The following is a 17246-nucleotide window of genomic DNA, read 5'->3' as shown; positions in this document are numbered from 1 at the left end:
CCAAGAACGTCTACGTCTCCCTAGGTCTTTGTGATCGTTGTGCCGCTCAGGCGGCATGGGCTCACCAGAACTTCGGTGATACGTGGGATTCGATTCACCCGCCGTGCGAGGTATGCGCTCCGATAGTGGCGCTGTTCCCGTTCCCGACGCCTAGTCAGGCTTGGCGGAAACACCACCCTCAGCGTGTCCCGAAGGTGTCCGTACCTGCCGATGCTGTGGAGGTAGCTCTTGCCCCACCACAGCCCCTGCGGAGTGCCTTTGAGCACGTCCCGTCCACCCTTCCAAACACCCTCCAGGAGTCAGCATGACCGCACCCGTAGTCGAGACCGAGACCATTGCAACCCCGACGACCGACCAGACCGCCGACGTGGATACCACCCAGACCGAAACTCCCCCCGGGGACGGTCGCGGCAAGAGTCCGGGGGCCGAAGCAGCGAAGTACCGCGTACAGCGGAACGAGGCACGCGAAGCCCTCGCCGCAGCCAACGCCCGTGTCGAGGCTTTCCAGCGGGCCGAAGTAGCCCGCCTCGCTGGTGATCTTGCTGCCCCTGGTGATCTGTTCGACGTTGGTCAGGTCACCCTCGCTGATCTCCTGACCGAGGCCGGCGACGTGGATAGCGCCGCCGTAGCTGATGCTGTGGCCGCGCTGATCGAGCAGCGGCCGGGGCTGGCTCTCCGTCCTGTGGTAAGTGCGACCGATCCGAGCCAAGGATCGGGTGGCGGTCGCGTTAAACCAGCTGTCTCCTGGGCCGACCTGTCGAAGGTCTAACTAGAGCTAATTCAAAGCCCCGCAAGGGCTTACACACAATCTTGACCCCGCCTGCCGTCTGCGACGGCGGGCAACGGGGTCGTGGATAGAGGGCTTGTCGCCCACCTGCCTCTGGTCTGTGACCAGCGGTCCCTAAATCCACTCGCTCCGAGGGCTAATCCTTTGGCGCACAACCGAAAGGGTCACAATGACCTACTCACCAAACAAGCGGGCCGATCAGGACGCCGCATTTCTTGGCCACGACCTAGGCGATTTGGTTGACCAGACCGTTAAGGCGAAGTCCATCGCGGCCACCATGTCGACCCCGTTCAGCACCGAGCGTCCCGCCGTGGATTTCCCGCTCCTAACCACTCCGGTCACGACCGGGTTCGTCGCGGAGCTTGCAGACCTGCCGTTGTCGAACATCGACACAGGGAATGTGACCGCGACGGCGTTCAAGATCGCCGGCGCGACTCAGGCCAGCTCGGAAATGCTCGATGACATGGACCCGGACATCGCGGCCCAGATCGGTAACTCTATTGCCGATCAGATCATCTGGTCGCTTGACGGGGCCGTGCTGGGTAACACGACCACGAACGGGCCGTCAGGCTTGCTGTCGCTGGCCTCGACCCAGGTGGATCAGGGTACGACCCTGGCGAACCTGGACCCGTTCATCGCCGCGGTATTCGCCGCACAGAACGCCACCGTCCCTGCGAAAGTGAGCCACTTTGTGGTCAAGCCTGCTACTGCGGAGGCTCTGTCGAAGCTGAAGACCGCAACGGGTTCTAACCAGTCGCTCCTGCAATTCCAGGAGGACGGGACCATTCTCGTCGCGGGGGTGCCGATCCTGATCTCCAGTCAGGTTGACGCCACCACCCTGGCCTGGGCAGTCGATGCCACCCAGAGCCGTTTGGTTTTGCGTAAGGGCACCACGGTCACCAAGACCTATGTCCCGCAGAATGATTCGTGGTTCATCTCGGGCGTTGCCCGCTATGGCTGGGTCAACCTGTCGCCGGCCTCGGTGATCCGGATCTATCACACCTCGTAAAGGCGATGGCTCTTAATCATCGGGCTACGGAGGTACCGGTGATGGTAGCTGAATAGAGAACAGCAGATCCTCGGCCCGCGTAAAAGGGCCGGGGGTCTGGCTGAAAACCTTTATCGTGCTGGGTATGAACCCGGCCCGGGACAAGCATTGGGTGAGATCAGCTGCTGCAAGTCTCGCGGTAATCGTTGCTGCGGCACTACCGAGTGCCTTCGCATCTCCGGCACACGCTGATCAAGTCGACGATTTCCTCGGGTTGCTCGACAGTTTCGGACTTGGCTACAACACGCCAGAGCAGCGAGACGCGCTGGTACGTGATGGTGTCAATAAGTGTGCCGCCCTCCGTAGTGGAGTCCCGGTAGGAGCGCTAATCCGCGATCACATCGCCAATGGGGGAACACCGCGGACGGGGGGCGCACTGTTGGCGGGGGCGGCGGGGTATTTCTGTCCCGATCAGCTCCAAAAAGTCGATGACTACGGCCGGCGGTAAGTCGGCGGGCTACCCGTCACGGACGATCAACCGCATCCCCAACGTCCACAGGTGGATTCTGGTTGTAGCGGGATTCGCACTACTGCCCTATCACGCACTTCATTAACCTCCCAGATCCGGAAGGTCTCCTACGGTCAGCGAGACGGGTCAACGTCGCCTGTCTTGACCTGGCTCCAGGTATGCGGCGGCTTCGCGATAAATCCGCCGCCTTCCTTGTGCTGGAAAATCAGCATGCCGCTCTCCGTGACCTTCATGCGGTACTCGTCTTCGGTAAAACCTTTGTAGTGAGGCTCGACCCACCACACTCTGAACCTCTCGCACCACACACTCTCGTGCGTCGATGTCTCGGGTTCGCTTGGCAGAGAAGCGGACTGATTGGCGTCATTCGCTCTCATTCGTTGCCAGGTGTGCGGGGCGTAGAAGTGGTACATCTCGCCGTCACCGTCTGGCTCCCGAAACATCAGGACGCCGCTCTCCAAGACCTTCACCGGGGCGTTGTCAGGCACCCACTGTGGGCCAACCTCACCCTCCCTCCACCAGATGTGGAAGTTGTCCAGCCACTGATTCGGTGAAATAGGCATACAGCCATTCTTACGCAATTCGGCTGCTACCTAGCTGATTTAGTCCGCTTGGCGGACAGCCAGCACCCTCTGATTGCCGCACAGCGGCATGGCCGCAGTGTTGGGCGTCGGGCAACTCTGCTGCCCTTGGAGGGGCAGGCTCTCGCCTGCTCCGCTGCTCGGGTTGTAGCCGGCACTGGCACAGCAGGGGACAGGGCACGCAGGGTCCGGGTGGGCGGGTACCGCCGCCTGCTAGGCAGAGCACCCTTCCTCGCGCGGGGCCTGCACTTACTAGGTGCAGGGCAGGCACGCAGGTAGGGGCACGCAAGAGCGTGCCGGCGCGGTCGACGGTGCCCGCGCCCCCTGACAGACCCCCACCCGGAGCACCCCTGCGCCCCGCCCGGCGACCGGTTGGTAATACGCCAGCCGTCGTCCGTGCCGCCGCATGACCTGTGTTTTCCAGGCCGGCTGCCAAACCAGCAACGACTTCTGCAGCTCTCCTAGCTGCGCCTATCCACCACCAACGACAGGGGGAACCATGCCGGAAACAACCGCGATCCCGAGGGCTCCAGCGGGCCTCAAAGCCGCTGGAAGGGCGATCTGGCGTGAGATTCACGCCGTCTACACGTTCGATGACGCTCCGGAGAAGCTCATCATCTTGGAGTCGGCCTGCCGGGTCGCTGATGTAGCGGCACGGCTGCAAGCCGTCGTTGACACCGCCGACGACCTCCGGGTCCGTGGCAGTCAGGGACAACCCGTCCAGGCACCCGAGGTAGCGGAATTACGCCAGTACCGGGCGCTGCTCGCCTCGCTGCTGAAGGCCGTCAGCCTTCCAGGCGATGACGAGATCCTGACCCGATCAGACTTGGGCAGGATGGGCGCAGCGGCTAGGTGGTCTCGTGGGTAGCCCTCGCCGCCGCAATCAGCGGCGAGACCTCCAGTCACCGGAGGCGTTGGCAGCCACACTGCCGGCAGACCTCCAAGGCTTCCCGCCGATCACCGACTCTGACGGCTTCGCGGTCCGCGCTCGACAGATCGCGGAATGGCTCAATACCCAGGCTCCGGGACTGGGATACCAGGCACCGCAGGTGATGGCGGCGGGGGGCCTCACCGCGTCCGCTTGGTACCGCCAGAGGTTGGCTTTACCGGCTGATACCAGGACGTGGGACTACCGCCCTCTACCGCTGGTCTCGCCGGAGGTTCCCGACGAGCCGGTGCGACGGGTGAAGCGACCTCGGCCTCCGGCGCGCCTCTCGCCGATCGTCGTGGACCCGTAGTGACTGTTCGGCCGAGATGGCTGCGCTAGTTATGAGAACGGCATGAACCTGGCAGTAGCCAGATTAACGCCGTTCGTCTGCGTGGAAAGTTGACCCGCTGGGCTACAGGAGAGGGCGGGAATGCTGAAAGCGATGGCGATAACGTTCGGCCTACTAGGCGCTTCGCTGTCGCTGGCGGGTCCGGTTCACGCTGACGATCAGGGCTACATCGACTACATCCACAGTCATGGGGTGAGCGGCTTTGGTACCGATGACGCCTTCATCCTCGATACCGGAAAGAGGATGTGTCGGGACTGGCGTGACGGGATCACTCCAAACATCCACTGGTCTCTCGTGCCGCACGTATCCGACATTCAGATAGCAGCTCACGACCAACTATGTCCGGACGTTCACCCGCCCCACAGCTAGTCAGGGCCGGTCTTCGGCTCGACGTGCTGGGGGTCGAGCCAGAGCGGCATGGTCAACCGAGACCGTCCGTTGCCGCTGGAGGCCGGCACCATCACCACGGCTAGCCAGCCGCCGTTAGATCGCCTGATCCACGCCACCTGACGACCCGTCATCCGGGGTTCGATCTGGAGACCGAACGCCCGTACCCAGACCGGAGGTTGGCCCGCTAGCCTTCGGCCCGAGCTGGGCAGGGCCTCCGCCGTCGAGACCACGACCTCGCGGTCTACCGGGAACAGGGTCGGATACGTCGGGTCTGACTCCCAGTCATCGAACACCCGTTCGACTATGCCAGGTGGCCCGGTGTCAGTGAGTGTGAGTCAACCAGTCGCGCCGCATGCTTTTCAGCCACTGTTGATCGTCCTCCCAGTCGCTGATGGCTTCCGACATGTCATTTCGCGTCTTGCGCTTCGCGTTTGCGATCAACCCGCCCAGAACGCCGATCATTTTGTCCAACCTGGCTGAGCTGCAACGTGGTCCCCAGTCGCTGAGGTAGTCGTCTACGTCTGACCGGTCGCCCCCCGTGCCGGTCAGATAAACCCTGAAAGTCCGCCAGAGGATCTCGCGCCTGTCATGGGGCAGTCGTCCACCCTTGCCGACGTGGTACCCCATCGTCTTCAGCACGCCGATAGTGGGAAGCGGGCTGTGTCCGTCAAATCGAATACGGACCTGCTCAACACGTTCCGTTGTGTCAGGGGTACCGAAATCACTGCCTGGCGTTGCCTTTACACGCTCGGAATCTCCGTCGTCGTTATCCCTAAAGAAGTGCAAGACCGCTTCGTAGGCTTCGCTAACGGCTTCTATAGCCGCGTCCCAGAACGACACGATGACTACTCGCTGCTGGCCAAGATCTTTTGGATCTTTGTTGACGTATGTGCAGCCTTGACGTTGTACTGCGCCTCGGCGATCTTGCCCTTCTCGTCGACGACGAACGTCGAACGAATGACGCCCTGGACCGTCTTGCCATACATCTTCTTCTCGCCGAAAGCGCCATAGGCCGTCAACGTCGTGCGCTCCGGATCGGACAGCAACGGGAAGGTCAGGTGCTCGGCATCGCGGAACTTGGCCAGCTTCTCGGGCTTGTCGGGGGAGATACCCACCACGGCGATGCCGGCCCCGCTGAGTTCGCTCAGGCTGTCGCGGAAGTCGCAGGCCTGCTTGGTGCATCCGGGGGTGGACGCCGCGGGATAAAAGTAGACGATCACGCGACGGCCCTTGTAGTCGGCCAGCGAGACCTTGTTGCCGTCGGCGTCGGGAAGGGAGAAGGCGGGCGCTTTGTCGCCCGGTGCGAGGCGGGTGGAGTCGGTCACGGAGCTACCTTTCTGTTCACCGGCAGGTGGGACGGGCGCCGGCTGATCTAGGGTAGGTCCGGCAGGCACCAACCTAGACCGCGCCTGGTCTGGGTCGCCGACGACAGGGAGGACGAGCGTGGCGGAGCGGGACCCCGAAGCCATCAAGCAGGAGATCGACAAGGCCCGCGACCAGCTCGCGTCGACCGTCGACTCGCTGGCTGTGCGGGCCAACCCCCGCCGACTCGCCGACGACGCCAAGGCCCGCGTCATCGGCTTCGTCACGAAGCCCGCGGTGCTGATCTCGCTGGCCGGGGTCGCGGCGTTGGCCGCCGCTCTGGCGGTGAACCGGATCCGGAACAAGTAGTCGGTTACGCGGCCCGAGCCGCGCTGGTCCACGCCAGTGGATTCAATTCGCGGAACGGGTCATCGGCACGAACGGCCAACAGGTCGGCCAATATTGCCTCCAGCGCCGCCTGAGTCTGTTCCTTCAACGATGTCGTCCAGTCGTCGGCCGACGTATCGCGCGGCTTCGTCGTGGCGATAGGCGGGCCGAACCGCAGATACATCCGCTGCGGGCGGGGGAGCAGGGTGGGGCCGACACCGCGCATCAACGGCATCGCCAGCTCGGGATGCCCGGTCATCTTGGCGCTGACGGCCTGACAGAGCCGACCGATCACGCCGTCGCGGGTGACCATGCTCTTGTACACGTCGTCACCGCCGACCAGGCCGACCGGAATGATCGGATAGTCGTGTTCTGCCGCGATCCGGGCGAATCCGGATCGGCCCGTCCAATTCAGCTGGTATTCCTCGCCTTTGAATTTCGCGATCTCACGGCCCCCGCCCGGGAAAACCAGGATGGTCTCGTTGTTGCGCATGAGTTCGCGCGCCGCGTCGCGTTCTCCCACGACGCCGCCGTAAGCGATCATCACGTCACGGCTGAGGCCCGGCCGCCCCCCTATTCTCCGGTCGGCCAGCGTCCGGACGCGCGCGCCGATCGCCCGCCGCACGAAGTGCGGGATCAACAGGACTTCGCCGCCGATGAACTGAGTGTGGTTGCCCACCAACAGAAACCGGCCGTCGTCAGGTAGATGCTCTGGCCCGCTGACGTGCGGGCGGTACAGGTCGATGAGCGGGGCGATGTGGGTCTGGAGCCCGTCCAGCGCGTAGCGCAACGCCTGTACGCGTCGCGAGGCGAGTTCCGGTGTGGAGGAATCGGCGGGCTGATCCACAACGATGTCCGAGGAGTGGGAAGTCATGCGACCACCGTACCAAACGAACTAGTTCGTATGGTTACAATCCTGATGTGCGAACCACCACAGAGTTGCGGGATTCGATCCTGATCGCGGCGCGCTCCGAGTTCGCCCAGTACGGGCTGGCCGGCGCCAGGATCGACCGGATCGCGAAGGCGGCCTCCGCCAGTAAGGAACGGCTGTACGCGCACTTCACCGACAAGGAGGCGCTGTTCCGGGGAGTGGTCGCCACCGACATGGCGGAGTTCTTCGCTGCGGTGACGCTGCGCGGCGACGCAGTGCCCGAATTCGTCGGTGACATCTACGACTTGGCGTCCCGGCGGCCCGAGCATCTCCGCATGATGACGTGGGCGAACCTCGAAGGTTTGACGCTCGAGCCGCCGCCGGTCCAGGGAACCGAATCCGTAGCCCTGCGCGACATCGCCGTCATCGAAGCCGCGCAGGCCGCCGGTGATGTGGACGCGTCGTGGAACCCGATGGATCTACTGGTGCTGCTGTTCGGGATCGGTTTGGCCTGGGCTCAGTCGCCGCATCCTGATGCTTCGGCAGCCGATCCGGCGATTGTCGCGGCCCGCCGGGCGGCCGCGGTGGAAGCGGCGCGACGGATCATTGCTCCGGCGCCGCATTCGAGACCGGGTGGGTGATGGTGCGCCGTCAGGGTTTCGAACCCCGGACCCGCTGATTAAGAGTCAGCTGCTCTACCAACTGAGCTAACGGCGCGTGCGTCCTACCGGACCGCGTCTGAGACAATAACAGCCATTCCGTCGACCGGCGAAATCGTCGGGTCCGGGATTGGTTGCGGGTCACTGTCGACAAGCGTCTACACCCTAGAATATCCCGCAGAAACACAGCTCTTATGGTCGCAAGGGGGAACAGCGCAGGTGGCAGGTCGCTTTACCGGACTTCAGCATGCATGCCGCCGGTCGTTGGCAGTGCTGACGGTGCTGCTCGCCGTTTTCGGCGCGGCCGCGTGCAGCGGCAACGGCAGCGCGCCGGCGCCCAAGGCCATCATGGACAAAGCCACCCCCTTCGGTGACCTGCTCGTTCCCAAGCTCACCACGTCGGTCACCGACGGCGCCGTGGGTGTCGCAGTCGACACCCCGGTGACGGTGAGCGCCGACAACGGTGTGCTGGCTTCGGTGGAGATGGTGAACGAGAACGGCGGGACGGTCGATGGGCAACTCAGCCCCGACGGCGTGCATTGGGCCACCAGCGAACGGCTCGGCTACAACCGGATGTACACGCTGACCGCCAAGGCGCGGGGGCTGGGCGGCGTCGCGACCCGGCAGCTGTCCTTCCAGACCCATTCGCCACACAACCTGACGATGGCGTACCCCAGGCCAAGCGATGGCGAGGTGGTGGGCGTCGGACAGACTGTCGCCGTTCAGTTCGATGAGAACATCGCGGACCGCCAAGCCGCTGAGAAGGCGATCCGCGTCACCGCGGACCCGCCCGTCGAAGGCGCGTTCTACTGGCTGAACAACCGCGAAGTGCGCTGGCGCCCAGAGCATTTCTGGAAGCCGGGAACAAACGTCGACGTCGCGGTGAACACCTACGGGGTCGATCTCGGTGACGGGTTGTTCGGGCAGGACAACGCCCGGACCCACTTCACCATCGGCGACGAGGTCATCGCGACCGCCGACGACACCACCAAGATGGTCACGGTTCGGGTCAACGGCGAGGTCGTCAAGACCATGCCGACATCGATGGGCAAAGACAGCACCCCGACCGCCAGCGGGACCTACATCCTCGGCGTGCGGTTCGCGCACATGATCATGGACTCGTCGACCTACGGTGTTCCGGCCAACTCGCCCAACGGATATCGCACCGAGGTCGATTTCGCCACCCAGATGTCCTACAGCGGCATCTTCGTGCACTCGGCTCCGTGGTCGGTCGGCGCCCAAGGTCACTCCAACACCAGTCACGGCTGCCTGAACGTGAGTCCGAGCAACGCGCAGTGGTTCTTCGAGCACACCAAGCGGGGCGACATCGTCGAGGTGCTCAACACCGTCGGCCCGCCGCTGTCGGGCACCGAGGGTCTCGGTGACTGGAACATCCCGTGGGACCAGTGGCACGCCGGCAACGCCAAGGCGTGACACGGATTCGCAACGCCACATTGGTTACCCGGCAACCTCATTCGCGCTCAGTTAATCCGATGGATGCCTGACGCGCCGATCTGATCAGTCGTTCGACCCTGCGGGCGTGAATGCACTTAGCCTTGGTGGTATGCGTGAAACTTCCCGTCACCGCGGGGCATCCGAAGAACGAAGCCGCCTCGCCGCTTTCGGCGGCATGGTGTTGTGGCACGTAGTCGGTGCGGCGGCCGGTGCAATCGGCTACGCGGCCGAAGCCGGCGGATTCGAACTCGAGATGCGCCGCGCCGCCTTGCGCAGCCAACGCTAGACGGCGACTCGGCCATTCGAGACGCCCTACTGATGGCGTCTATTCGGGGTGACTGACGGGACTCGAACCCGCGACATTCAGGATCACAACCTGACGCTCTACCAACTGAACTACAGCCACCATTGCCGCCCGACGATCAGCGGCGACGTCGATACTAACCGTTCGTGTCCCCGGTAGCCGAATCAGTTTCCTCCGGCGTGGCCGGAGCCACCCCGAGCCCGTCGGCCACCGCGGCGATCTCGCTGGTCGAGGGCCCAGGTGGTGGGACGAACGCGGTGCCCCGGTAGTACTTCAGCTCGCGAATCGACTCGTGGATGTCGGCCAGTGCGCGGTGTGCCAAACCCTTCGCGGGCTGGCCGTAGTAGATCCGTGGGTACCACCGCCGGCTCAGCTCTTTGATCGAGCTCACATCGATCATGCGGTAGTGCAGAAACGCATCCAGTGTCGGCATGTCGCGGGCGATGAAGCCACGGTCGGTGGCGATCGAGTTGCCTGCCAGCGGCGCCGTCTTCGCCTGCTTGACGTGTTGGCGGATGTAATCCAGGACCGCTGCTTCGGCGGTCGCGATGTCGACGGTGGAGGTCCGCACCTCTTCGATCAGGCCGGACTTGGTGTGCATCTCGGTCACCACGTCGATCATCGACGACAGGGCTTCGTCGTCGGCGTGAATCACCACGTCGATGCCGTCGCCGAGGATGTTGAGGTCGCTGTCGGTCACCAAGACTGCGATCTCGATCAACTTGTCCGAGCCCAGGTCCAGCCCGGTCATCTCGCAGTCGATCCACACCAGTTCGTCTCGCACGGAGTTCACAGTAGGCAAAGTTAGCTGGCGGGGCTGCAGCCACCCCGGCTGAAGGCGACAGCCAGTAAGGTCGAGCCTTGTCACCGACCACGACTTCTAGGGGAGAGGCAGCGGGCCCAGTGAGTAGTGAATCGACCGAGACCCCAGCGCAGCAGATCGCCAAGGGCTACGCCGTTCAGGGTCAGGCACTGGAATTGGGCGCGGTGGTCGTCGACGACAAAGCTGATCCGACCGCGCAAATCCGCATTCCGCTGGCCACCATCAACCGGCACGGTTTGGTCGCCGGCGCGACCGGTACCGGCAAGACCAAGACGCTGCAAGTGATCGCCGAGCAGCTTTCCGCTGCGGGTGTGCCGGTGCTGATGGCCGACGTCAAGGGTGACCTGTCCGGGCTGTCGAAGCCGGGCGAGAGCAGCGACAAAATCACCGCTCGGGCCAAGGAGTCCGGCGACGACTGGTCTCCGAGTGGCTTTCCGGTGGAATTCCTGTCGCTGGGCACCAAGGGCATCGGTGTTCCAGTGCGGGCCACGATTGCCAGCTTCGGGCCGATCCTGCTGTCAAAAGTGTTGGGCCTGAACAGTACTCAAGAGTCGACGCTCGGTCTGATTTTCCACTGGGCCGAGTCGAAGCACTATGAACTGTTCAATTTGGCTGACCTTCGTGCGGTGATCAGCCACCTCACCAGCGACGAGGGTAAGGCCGATCTGAAGGGCCTGGGCGGGGTTTCGGCGCAGACGGCCGGAGTCATCTTGCGTGCCCTCGTCAATCTGGAAGGCGAAGGCGGCGACACCTTCTTCGGCGAGCCAGAACTCGATCCCAACACGTTGCTCAACGGCGACAACAAAACGCCGGCCACGATTTGGCTGCTGGAACTGGGCGACCAGGCGTCCCGCCCGGTGCTGTTCTCCACGTTCTTGATGTGGATCCTGTCGACGCTGTTCACCTCGCTTCCCGAGGTCGGCGATATCGACAAACCCAAGCTGGTGTTCTTCTTCGACGAGGCGCACCTGCTGTTCGCCGACGCATCGAAAGCGTTCCTGGACCAGGTGGAACAGACCGTGAAGCTGATCCGCTCCCGCGGCGTCGGGGTGTTCTTCTGCACCCAGTTGCCCACCGACATTCCCAATAGCGTGTTGTCGCAACTCGGCGCGCGTATCCAGCACGCGCTGCGGGCATTCACGCCCGACGACCAGAAGGCATTGACCAAGACCGTCCGCACCTACCCGAAGACCGATGTCTATGACCTCGCCTCTGCGCTCACGTCGCTGGGCATCGGCGAGGCCGTCGTGACGGTGTTGTCAGAGCGGGGCGCGCCTACCCCGGTCGCCTGGACCCGGCTGCGTTCACCCCGTTCGTTGATGGCCGCCATCGGCAACGACGCGATCAGCTCGGCCGCGAAATCCAGTTCGCTGCAACAGAAATACGGCAAGACCGTCGATTCGACATCCGCCTACGAGAAGATCGAAGCCGAAAAGGCGAAGGCCCCAGCCGACCAGCCGGCGCAAACCGGATCGAAGAACGCGCCCGAGCCTGCGAAGAAACCCGGCTGGTTCAGCAGATTCGTGAACAGCCGCGGCTTCCAGACCTTCCTCAAAGCGCTTGGCACCGAACTGATCCGCAACCTGTTCAGCGGCAGCGGAGGTAATACCAAACGACGCCGCCGCTAGATCAGCTGCCCATCTTCTTGTAGAAGCTACCGACGATCGGCGCGACGATCGCGCGCGGCGCGTACTGGCTGGCCGCCGACATGGCCTTGGACGTCACGCCGGGGACCACGCGCATCTTGTTGCGCGCCAACGCATCCAGCGACTTCTTGGCGGTGTACTCGGTGGAGATCCACAAGAAGTCCGGCACCAGCTTCTCGACGATCGATGCCTCCGACGCGTCGGGAAGTTCGGTGCGTACCGGCCCGGGAGCCAAAACCGTAACGTGCACACCGGTTTTGCGCAGCTCACCGCGCAGCGATTCGCTGAAGGTGTTCGCAAATGCCTTGGTCGCCGCGTAGGTCGCGTTGTAGGGGATCGGCGAATTGCCGGCCGCCGAGCCGGAAATCAGGATGCCGCCGGCTTTGCGTTCGATCATGCCGCGCAGTACCGCGAGCACCAGGTCGTGCACCGCGACCGCATTCAATTGAACCTGCGCGCGTTCCACCTCGGGATCCAGCGTCGCCACCGAACCGAACGTCGCCGTGCCGGCGTTGGCACACAAAATCGAGATGTTGCGCGTCGCAAGCTCGTCGACCAGTTTCGCGCGGTCGCCTGCGTCGGCGAGGTCGGCCGCCCGCACTTCCACCGCGACTCCGTACTGCTCGGTCAGGCGGCTGGCCAGCGCGTTGAGTAGATCCTCGCGCCGTGCCGTGATGATCAGGCTGTGGCCGCGCGCGGCCAGTTCGACGGCGAGTGCTTCGCCGATGTTCTGTGAAGCTCCGGTGACAACTGCGCGAGCGTCGGGACTGGGGGCGGGTACCGGCATGGATTAATGGTAGACAGACCAGCGATGTCGGAAATCAGCAGTGACGTTTCGCGCGGAGCCAAGCGGTCTCAGGTCCTGGCATGGGCACTGTGGGACACCGGCTCGGCCGGAGTGACCGCGGTCGTCGTCACGTTCGTGTTCTCGGTGTACCTGACCACCGCGGTCGGCAAGGGAGCGCCGTTGGGCGCTACGCCGGCGAGTTGGCTCGGTCGCGCGCTGGCGATCTCCGGGGTGATCGTCGCTCTCCTGGCGCCGATGATCGGGGTGTGGGTGGACGACCCGCGACGGAGACGTCTCGCCCTGACCGTCCTCACCGGGCTGGTGGTCGTCTTGATCAGCGCGATGAGTCTGGTCCGCGAGAGCCCGGGCTACCTGTGGCTGGGGCTGGCGCTACTGGGTATCGGTGCGGCCTGCGGCGACCTGGCCAGCGTCCCGTACAACGCGATGCTGCGTCAGCTCTCGACACCGCAGAACTCCGGCCGGATATCCGGGCTGGGGTTGACGGCGGCATTCGTCGGCAGCGTCGGCCTGTTGCTGGTCGTCTTGTTCGGTTGCATCTCCGGCGACGGTCCCACCCGAGGATTGCTGCAGCTGCCGGCGGCCGACGGCATGAACATCAGGATCGCGATGCTGGTGGCCGCGGGATGGCTGGCGGTGTTCGCGCTGCCGTTGCTGCTGACCGCCTATCGGCTGCCCGCGCGAACCGACGCCCCCGCGCCGTCGTACGGGCCGTTCGGGGGCTACCGCAAACTCTGGCGCGATCTGGTCGGGGAGTGGCATCGCGATCGCAACCTCGTCTACTACCTGTTGGCCGCCGCCGTCTTCCGGGACGGGCTGGCCGGTGTCACGCAGTTCGGCGGCGTGCTGGGGGTCAAGGCGTACGGGATCTCACCCGCCGAGGTACCGATGTTCGGCGTCGCGTTCTGCATCGTGGCGGCGATCGGAGCCGTCGTCGGCGGATACCTGGACGACAAGTTCGGCTCCAAACCGGTGATCGTCGGATCGTTGGGCAGCATCCTGGCGGCCGGGCTGGCCATGATGCTGCTCTCGGGGCCGCAAGCATTCTGGGTCACCGGATTGCTGCTGTGCGTGTTCATCGGTCCGGCGCAGGCGTCCGCGCGGACGCTGCTGCTGCGGCTAGCCAGCGAGGGCAAAGAAGGGGTGGCGTTCGGTCTGTTCACCATGACCGGGCGGGCCGTGACTTTCGTGGCGCCACTGCTGTATTCGGTTTTCGTCGACCAATTCCACGCCGAGCGGGCCGGCATGGGCGGACTGCTCTTGGTGGTGGCCGTCGGCCTGGTGGGCCTGCTGATGGTGCGTGCCCCGCGCCGCCTGGCCTAGCCGTTGCCGGTGCAGCTCGTCAGGCCGACACCGCTGCGCTGATTGATCTCGACGCCGTCGATGGACACCGAACATGTCACGTCGTGCCCGATGTTCACGATCGTGACGTTGGGCGTCTTGCTGCCCGACTCGGGCAAGCTGACTTCTTTGGTCCACGGCAGCCCGACGTTGAATTCGGTCTGCATCATGCCCTCGGTGTCCACGTAGGTGATGCTGATGGCCCGGCCGTTGCCGCTGACGTTGTAGACCACGGTCTGCATCGAGCCCGGATCGGCGGGCTGGCCGGGCTCGGTGGTCGCCGGCTCGGGCGCGCGGGCGGTTTGCGACGGCGACCGCGGCACCACGGGAATCGGCCGAGGTGAACTCGGCGACGACGGAAGCGCGGGCACGGCCGTCTGCTTGCTGGCGGTGCCGTTCGCAATCACCAGGGCGACGACCAAGGCCGTCACCAAGAGTACGGCCGCGACGGCCGCAATCCACAGCCAACGAGGAGCTTTCGGCTTTTCGGGGTCGGGGTCGTGGGGCGGCTGGCCGGTCGGCGACTGACCCTGCGTCCAGTACTGCGGCAGCCGGTCGGTGGGGTTTGCCGCATTCGGATCCTGGGCCGAGCCACCGCAATACGGCGGCGGGTAAGCGGGCTGGCCGCCATAGGCAGGGTCGACGGAGGGCTGGTAGGCCTGGTGCAGCCGCCGGGTTTGCTCGTTCCGCTCATCGGTCGAACGGGCGTGTTCAGGGTGACGTCGATCGCTCATGCCCACCTCATTTCTGCAGGGTACCTGCAGCGCAACCTTCGGCGCCGAAACAATCGATGAACAGCGCCGACGCACCGCCAGAGACCACCGAACGCAGCGCTATCCGGGCGGTGCGCCGATGGTCAGGGCGGCGACCGTCATCGCCCGCATCACCGAACGGGACCGTGCGGCGCCGTCGGCCTTGAGGCTGTGCGGCGTGGAGTTGAGCAGTCCGAACACGGCGTGCGCCATCAACCGGGCGTCGGATTCGGCGAGCCCCGGTTCGAGTCGGCGCAGGACGCCCACCCATACCTCCACGTATTGGCGCTGAGCCCGTCGCACCTGCCGCTCGGCCGCGGCCGGCAGATATGCCAGGTCGCGGTCCTGAATCCGGATCAGGTCGGGCTCGGTCAGCGCGAAATCGAGGTGGAAGTCGATCAGCCCGTCCAACGCTGCAGAGGCGTCTGCTGACTCCCTCGACCCGACCTCACGAGCGCCCGCCAGCAGCCGGGTACTGATCCCCACCAACAGCTCGACCAGTAACGACTCTTTGTTGGGGAAGTGCCGATAGATCGCCGGCCCGCTGACGCCGGCCACTGCGCCGATGTCCTCGAGTCGCACCGCCAGGAAACCCCGCTCGGCGAAGAGCCGCTCGGCGGCGGCCAGAAGCTGCAGCCGGCGATCCGATTTGCGCCGACTGCGGGGGTTGGGCGCTGGTGGCTCTGGACCACGCTCGGCCGGGGCGGATGCGGCCATCCAGCCTCCCTGGACAGTTCGGTTAATGGCCACTAACATAACACGAGTTAGTGACCATTAACCGAAAATGGCGTGTACCCGATGACCTCACCGGCCGAAAACCGCACGGCGCACACAACCCTCGTCGAGGAGTTGCGCGGCAAGCTCGCGACCGCTGCGCTGGGCGGCCCGGAGAAATCACGCGCTCGCCATGTCGATCGCGGCAAGTTGCTGCCGCGCGATCGCGTCGACGGACTGCTCGATCCCGGAAGCCCACTGCTCGAGATCGCACCGTTGGCTGCCGACGGCATGTACGACGACGAGTGTCCGGGCGCCGGAATCATCACCGGAATCGGCCGGATCTCTGGTCGCGAATGCATGATCGTCGCCAATGACGCGACCGTCAAAGGCGGTACCTACTACCCGATTACGGTCAAGAAGCATCTGCGTGCCCAGGAGATCGCGACACAGAATCGGCTGCCCTGCATCTATCTGGTCGACTCCGGCGGCGCGTTCCTACCCCGCCAGGACGAAGTCTTCCCGGACCGCGATCATTTCGGCCGGATCTTCTACAACCAAGCCAATCTCAGTGCCCGGGGAATACCTCAGATCGCCGCGGTGCTCGGATCCTGCACCGCCGGTGGGGCTTACGTTCCGGCGATGAGCGACGAGGCCGTGATCGTCCGCAATCAGGGCACCATTTTTCTCGGGGGCCCGCCACTGGTCAAAGCCGCGACGGGCGAAGTCGTCTCGGCCGAGGATCTCGGTGGCGGAGAGCTACATTCGAAGACCTCGGGTGTCACCGATCACCTCGCTCAGGACGACCGCGACGCGTTGCGGATCGTGCGGCGCATCGTATCGACGCTGGGACCGCGCGAACGACCGATCTGGGACATCGTGCCCACCGTGGACCCGATCGCCGAACAGTCGGAGTTGTATGACGTCGTCCCCGTCGACCCGCGGATTCCCTACGACGTGCACAACGTCATCCACCGGATCGTCGACGGCGGCGAATTCGCGGAATTCAAAGCCGAATACGGCAGCACGCTGGTCACCGGGTTCGCCCACATTCATGGCCATCCGGTCGGCATCGTGGCCAACAACGGTGTCTTGTTCTCCGAATCCGCGGTCAAGGGTGCACATTTCATCGAATTGTGTGACAAGCGGATGGTGCCGCTGCTGTTTCTGCAGAACATCTCGGGGTTCATGGTCGGCCGCGAATACGAGGCGGGCGGGATCGCCAAACACGGCGCGAAAATGGTGACCGCGGTGGCGTGTGCGCGGGTGCCCAAGCTCACCGTCGTGATCGGCGGGTCCTACGGTGCCGGCAACTATTCGATGTGTGGGCGGGCCTATTCGCCGCGCTTTCTGTGGATGTGGCCGAACGCGCGGATCTCCGTGATGGGCGGTGAGCAGGCGGCGTCGGTGCTCGCGACGGTGCGCGGAGAGATGACCGCCGACGAGGAAGAGGCGCTGAAGGCTCCGATCCGCGCCCAGTACGAGCAGCAGGGGAACCCGTACTACTCGACGGCCCGGCTCTGGGACGACGGCGTCATCGACCCCGCCGACACCAGAACAGTTGTAGGGCTTGCGCTTTCAGTGACGTCCACCGCGCCGGTCGAGCCGGTCTCCTACGGCGTCTTCCGGATGTGAGTG

The 17246-nt window shown here is 64.5% G+C and carries 22 protein-coding genes and 2 tRNA genes; 13 read left to right on the top strand and 11 right to left on the bottom strand.

Annotated features, from left to right (window positions below; all coding sequences use genetic code 11):
• Positions 1-304 precede the first annotated feature (304 nt).
• The 3 genes from ACZYW1_RS22450 to ACZYW1_RS22440 all read left to right on the top strand — a co-directional run bounded on the left by ACZYW1_RS22450 (position 305) and on the right by ACZYW1_RS22440 (position 2283).
• Positions 305-769 (top strand): hypothetical protein, encoded by a 465-nt coding sequence (locus ACZYW1_RS22450; RefSeq protein WP_463788650.1) that lies wholly within the window; start codon positions 305-307, stop codon positions 767-769.
• A 187-nt stretch (positions 770-956) separates the two neighbouring features.
• The gene (locus ACZYW1_RS22445; protein WP_463788649.1) at positions 957-1796 is read left to right on the top strand and encodes a phage major capsid protein; all 840 of its coding nucleotides are present in this window, start codon (positions 957-959) and stop codon (positions 1794-1796) included.
• 124 nt (positions 1797-1920) lie between these two features.
• On the top strand, positions 1921-2283 hold the full coding sequence (locus tag ACZYW1_RS22440) for a DUF732 domain-containing protein (RefSeq protein WP_463788648.1): 363 nt from the start codon (positions 1921-1923) through the stop codon (positions 2281-2283).
• Between the two features lie 134 nt (positions 2284-2417).
• Here the strand turns inward: ACZYW1_RS22440 and ACZYW1_RS22435 are convergent, their stop codons facing one another.
• Positions 2418-2789, bottom strand: coding sequence for a hypothetical protein (locus ACZYW1_RS22435; protein ID WP_463788647.1), 372 nt, complete (start codon positions 2787-2789; stop codon positions 2418-2420).
• A gap of 592 nt (positions 2790-3381) precedes the next feature.
• Between ACZYW1_RS22435 and ACZYW1_RS22430 the strand changes: the two genes are divergently transcribed.
• The 3 genes from ACZYW1_RS22430 (at position 3382) to ACZYW1_RS22420 (ending at position 4528) form a co-directional block, all read left to right on the top strand.
• A complete protein-coding gene (locus ACZYW1_RS22430; RefSeq protein ID WP_463788646.1) occupies positions 3382-3750 on the top strand; it encodes a hypothetical protein in 369 nt (122 codons plus the stop codon).
• The gene (locus ACZYW1_RS22425; protein ID WP_463788645.1) at positions 3743-4120 is read left to right on the top strand and encodes a hypothetical protein; all 378 of its coding nucleotides are present in this window, start codon (positions 3743-3745) and stop codon (positions 4118-4120) included. The genes ACZYW1_RS22430 and ACZYW1_RS22425 overlap by 8 nt, the downstream gene beginning before the upstream one ends.
• Positions 4121-4240: 120 nt before the next feature.
• Complete coding sequence (locus tag ACZYW1_RS22420) at positions 4241-4528, top strand: DUF732 domain-containing protein (RefSeq protein WP_463788644.1); 288 nt, start codon at positions 4241-4243, stop codon at positions 4526-4528.
• Here ACZYW1_RS22420 and ACZYW1_RS22415 read toward each other — a convergent pair.
• The 3 genes from ACZYW1_RS22415 to bcp are packed head-to-tail and all read right to left on the bottom strand — an operon-like array spanning position 4525 to position 5874.
• Positions 4525-4842 carry a hypothetical protein gene (locus tag ACZYW1_RS22415; protein ID WP_463788643.1) on the bottom strand — a complete coding sequence of 106 codons (318 nt, stop codon included), beginning with the start codon at positions 4840-4842 and terminating at the stop codon, positions 4525-4527. The genes ACZYW1_RS22420 and ACZYW1_RS22415 overlap by 4 nt on opposite strands.
• A 28-nt stretch (positions 4843-4870) precedes the next feature.
• Positions 4871-5389, bottom strand: a complete 519-nt coding sequence (locus ACZYW1_RS22410) for a hypothetical protein (protein ID WP_463788642.1) — start codon at positions 5387-5389, stop codon at positions 4871-4873.
• A gap of 5 nt (positions 5390-5394) precedes the next feature.
• A complete protein-coding gene (gene bcp / locus ACZYW1_RS22405) occupies positions 5395-5874 on the bottom strand; it encodes a thioredoxin-dependent thiol peroxidase (RefSeq protein ID WP_463788641.1) in 480 nt (159 codons plus the stop codon).
• A 118-nt stretch (positions 5875-5992) separates the two neighbouring features.
• Between bcp and ACZYW1_RS22400 the strand changes: the two genes are divergently transcribed.
• A complete protein-coding gene (locus ACZYW1_RS22400) occupies positions 5993-6220 on the top strand; it encodes a DUF3618 domain-containing protein (protein ID WP_463788640.1) in 228 nt (75 codons plus the stop codon).
• A gap of 4 nt (positions 6221-6224) precedes the next feature.
• Here ACZYW1_RS22400 and ACZYW1_RS22395 read toward each other — a convergent pair whose 3' ends face one another.
• The gene (locus tag ACZYW1_RS22395; RefSeq protein WP_463788639.1) at positions 6225-7112 is read right to left on the bottom strand and encodes a lysophospholipid acyltransferase family protein; all 888 of its coding nucleotides are present in this window, start codon (positions 7110-7112) and stop codon (positions 6225-6227) included.
• A gap of 47 nt (positions 7113-7159) precedes the next feature.
• Here ACZYW1_RS22395 and ACZYW1_RS22390 point away from each other — a divergent pair, with 47 nt between their 5' ends.
• A complete protein-coding gene (locus ACZYW1_RS22390) occupies positions 7160-7750 on the top strand; it encodes a TetR/AcrR family transcriptional regulator (RefSeq protein WP_463788638.1) in 591 nt (196 codons plus the stop codon).
• Here the strand turns inward: ACZYW1_RS22390 and ACZYW1_RS22385 are convergent.
• Positions 7751-7826, bottom strand: a tRNA-Lys gene (locus tag ACZYW1_RS22385).
• A 161-nt stretch (positions 7827-7987) separates the two neighbouring features.
• Between ACZYW1_RS22385 and ACZYW1_RS22380 the strand changes: the two genes are divergently transcribed.
• Complete coding sequence (locus ACZYW1_RS22380) at positions 7988-9202, top strand: L,D-transpeptidase (protein WP_463788637.1); 1215 nt, start codon at positions 7988-7990, stop codon at positions 9200-9202.
• A gap of 130 nt (positions 9203-9332) precedes the next feature.
• Entirely contained in the window at positions 9333-9509 is a 177-nt protein-coding gene (locus ACZYW1_RS22375) for a hypothetical protein (protein WP_463788636.1), read from the top strand.
• Positions 9510-9556: 47 nt separating this feature from the next.
• Here the strand turns inward: ACZYW1_RS22375 and ACZYW1_RS22370 are convergent.
• Together ACZYW1_RS22370 and orn are read right to left on the bottom strand one after the other, a co-directional pair.
• Positions 9557-9629, bottom strand: a tRNA-His gene (locus ACZYW1_RS22370).
• 34 nt (positions 9630-9663) lie between these two features.
• Positions 9664-10311 (bottom strand): oligoribonuclease, encoded by a 648-nt coding sequence (orn, locus tag ACZYW1_RS22365; protein WP_463788635.1) that lies wholly within the window; start codon positions 10309-10311, stop codon positions 9664-9666.
• A gap of 119 nt (positions 10312-10430) precedes the next feature.
• On the opposite strand from orn, the gene ACZYW1_RS22360 reads away from it, so the two are divergent.
• On the top strand, positions 10431-11978 hold the full coding sequence (locus ACZYW1_RS22360) for a helicase HerA-like domain-containing protein (RefSeq protein WP_463788634.1): 1548 nt from the start codon (positions 10431-10433) through the stop codon (positions 11976-11978).
• 1 nt (position 11979) lies between these two features.
• On the opposite strand, the gene cmrA is transcribed toward ACZYW1_RS22360, so the two are convergent.
• On the bottom strand, positions 11980-12783 hold the full coding sequence (cmrA, locus tag ACZYW1_RS22355; RefSeq protein ID WP_463788633.1) for a mycolate reductase: 804 nt from the start codon (positions 12781-12783) through the stop codon (positions 11980-11982).
• A gap of 24 nt (positions 12784-12807) precedes the next feature.
• On the opposite strand from cmrA, the gene ACZYW1_RS22350 reads away from it, so the two are divergent.
• Entirely contained in the window at positions 12808-14124 is a 1317-nt protein-coding gene (locus tag ACZYW1_RS22350) for an MFS transporter (RefSeq protein WP_463788632.1), read from the top strand.
• Here ACZYW1_RS22350 and ACZYW1_RS22345 read toward each other — a convergent pair.
• Positions 14121-14876: an MmpS family transport accessory protein gene (locus ACZYW1_RS22345; RefSeq protein WP_463788631.1), complete on the bottom strand. Its 756-nt coding sequence runs from the start codon at positions 14874-14876 to the stop codon at positions 14121-14123. The genes ACZYW1_RS22350 and ACZYW1_RS22345 overlap by 4 nt on opposite strands.
• Positions 14877-14975: 99 nt before the next feature.
• The gene (locus ACZYW1_RS22340) at positions 14976-15611 is read right to left on the bottom strand and encodes an SACE_7040 family transcriptional regulator (protein ID WP_463788630.1); all 636 of its coding nucleotides are present in this window, start codon (positions 15609-15611) and stop codon (positions 14976-14978) included.
• Positions 15612-15692: 81 nt separating this feature from the next.
• Between ACZYW1_RS22340 and ACZYW1_RS22335 the strand changes: the two genes are divergently transcribed.
• Entirely contained in the window at positions 15693-17243 is a 1551-nt protein-coding gene (locus ACZYW1_RS22335; protein ID WP_463788629.1) for a carboxyl transferase domain-containing protein, read from the top strand.
• The last annotated feature ends 3 nt before the right edge of the window (positions 17244-17246 follow it).

The sequence above is a fragment of the Mycobacterium sp. IDUB_36 genome, from assembly GCF_055419225.1.
Note: the sequence above shows the minus strand (reverse complement) of the source record. Positions and strands in the feature narration are given on the sequence as shown.

Bases quoted from the DNA above. Each gene is read 5' to 3' on its own strand.
- ACZYW1_RS22335 (WP_463788629.1), top strand. From the start codon at position 15,693: ATGACCTCACCGGCCGAAAACCGCACGGCGCACACAACCCTCGTCGAG.
- ACZYW1_RS22445 (WP_463788649.1), top strand. From the start codon at position 957: ATGACCTACTCACCAAACAAGCGGGCCGATCAGGACGCCGCATTTCTT.
- ACZYW1_RS22395 (WP_463788639.1), bottom strand. From the start codon at position 7,112: ATGACTTCCCACTCCTCGGACATCGTTGTGGATCAGCCCGCCGATTCC.
- ACZYW1_RS22430 (WP_463788646.1), top strand. From the start codon at position 3,382: ATGCCGGAAACAACCGCGATCCCGAGGGCTCCAGCGGGCCTCAAAGCC.
- ACZYW1_RS22350 (WP_463788632.1), top strand. From the start codon at position 12,808: ATGTCGGAAATCAGCAGTGACGTTTCGCGCGGAGCCAAGCGGTCTCAG.
- ACZYW1_RS22340 (WP_463788630.1), bottom strand. From the start codon at position 15,611: ATGGCCGCATCCGCCCCGGCCGAGCGTGGTCCAGAGCCACCAGCGCCC.
- ACZYW1_RS22345 (WP_463788631.1), bottom strand. From the start codon at position 14,876: ATGAGCGATCGACGTCACCCTGAACACGCCCGTTCGACCGATGAGCGG.
- cmrA (WP_463788633.1), bottom strand. From the start codon at position 12,783: ATGCCGGTACCCGCCCCCAGTCCCGACGCTCGCGCAGTTGTCACCGGA.
- ACZYW1_RS22375 (WP_463788636.1), top strand. From the start codon at position 9,333: ATGCGTGAAACTTCCCGTCACCGCGGGGCATCCGAAGAACGAAGCCGC.
- ACZYW1_RS22440 (WP_463788648.1), top strand. From the start codon at position 1,921: ATGAACCCGGCCCGGGACAAGCATTGGGTGAGATCAGCTGCTGCAAGT.
- ACZYW1_RS22420 (WP_463788644.1), top strand. From the start codon at position 4,241: ATGCTGAAAGCGATGGCGATAACGTTCGGCCTACTAGGCGCTTCGCTG.
- ACZYW1_RS22450 (WP_463788650.1), top strand. From the start codon at position 305: ATGACCGCACCCGTAGTCGAGACCGAGACCATTGCAACCCCGACGACC.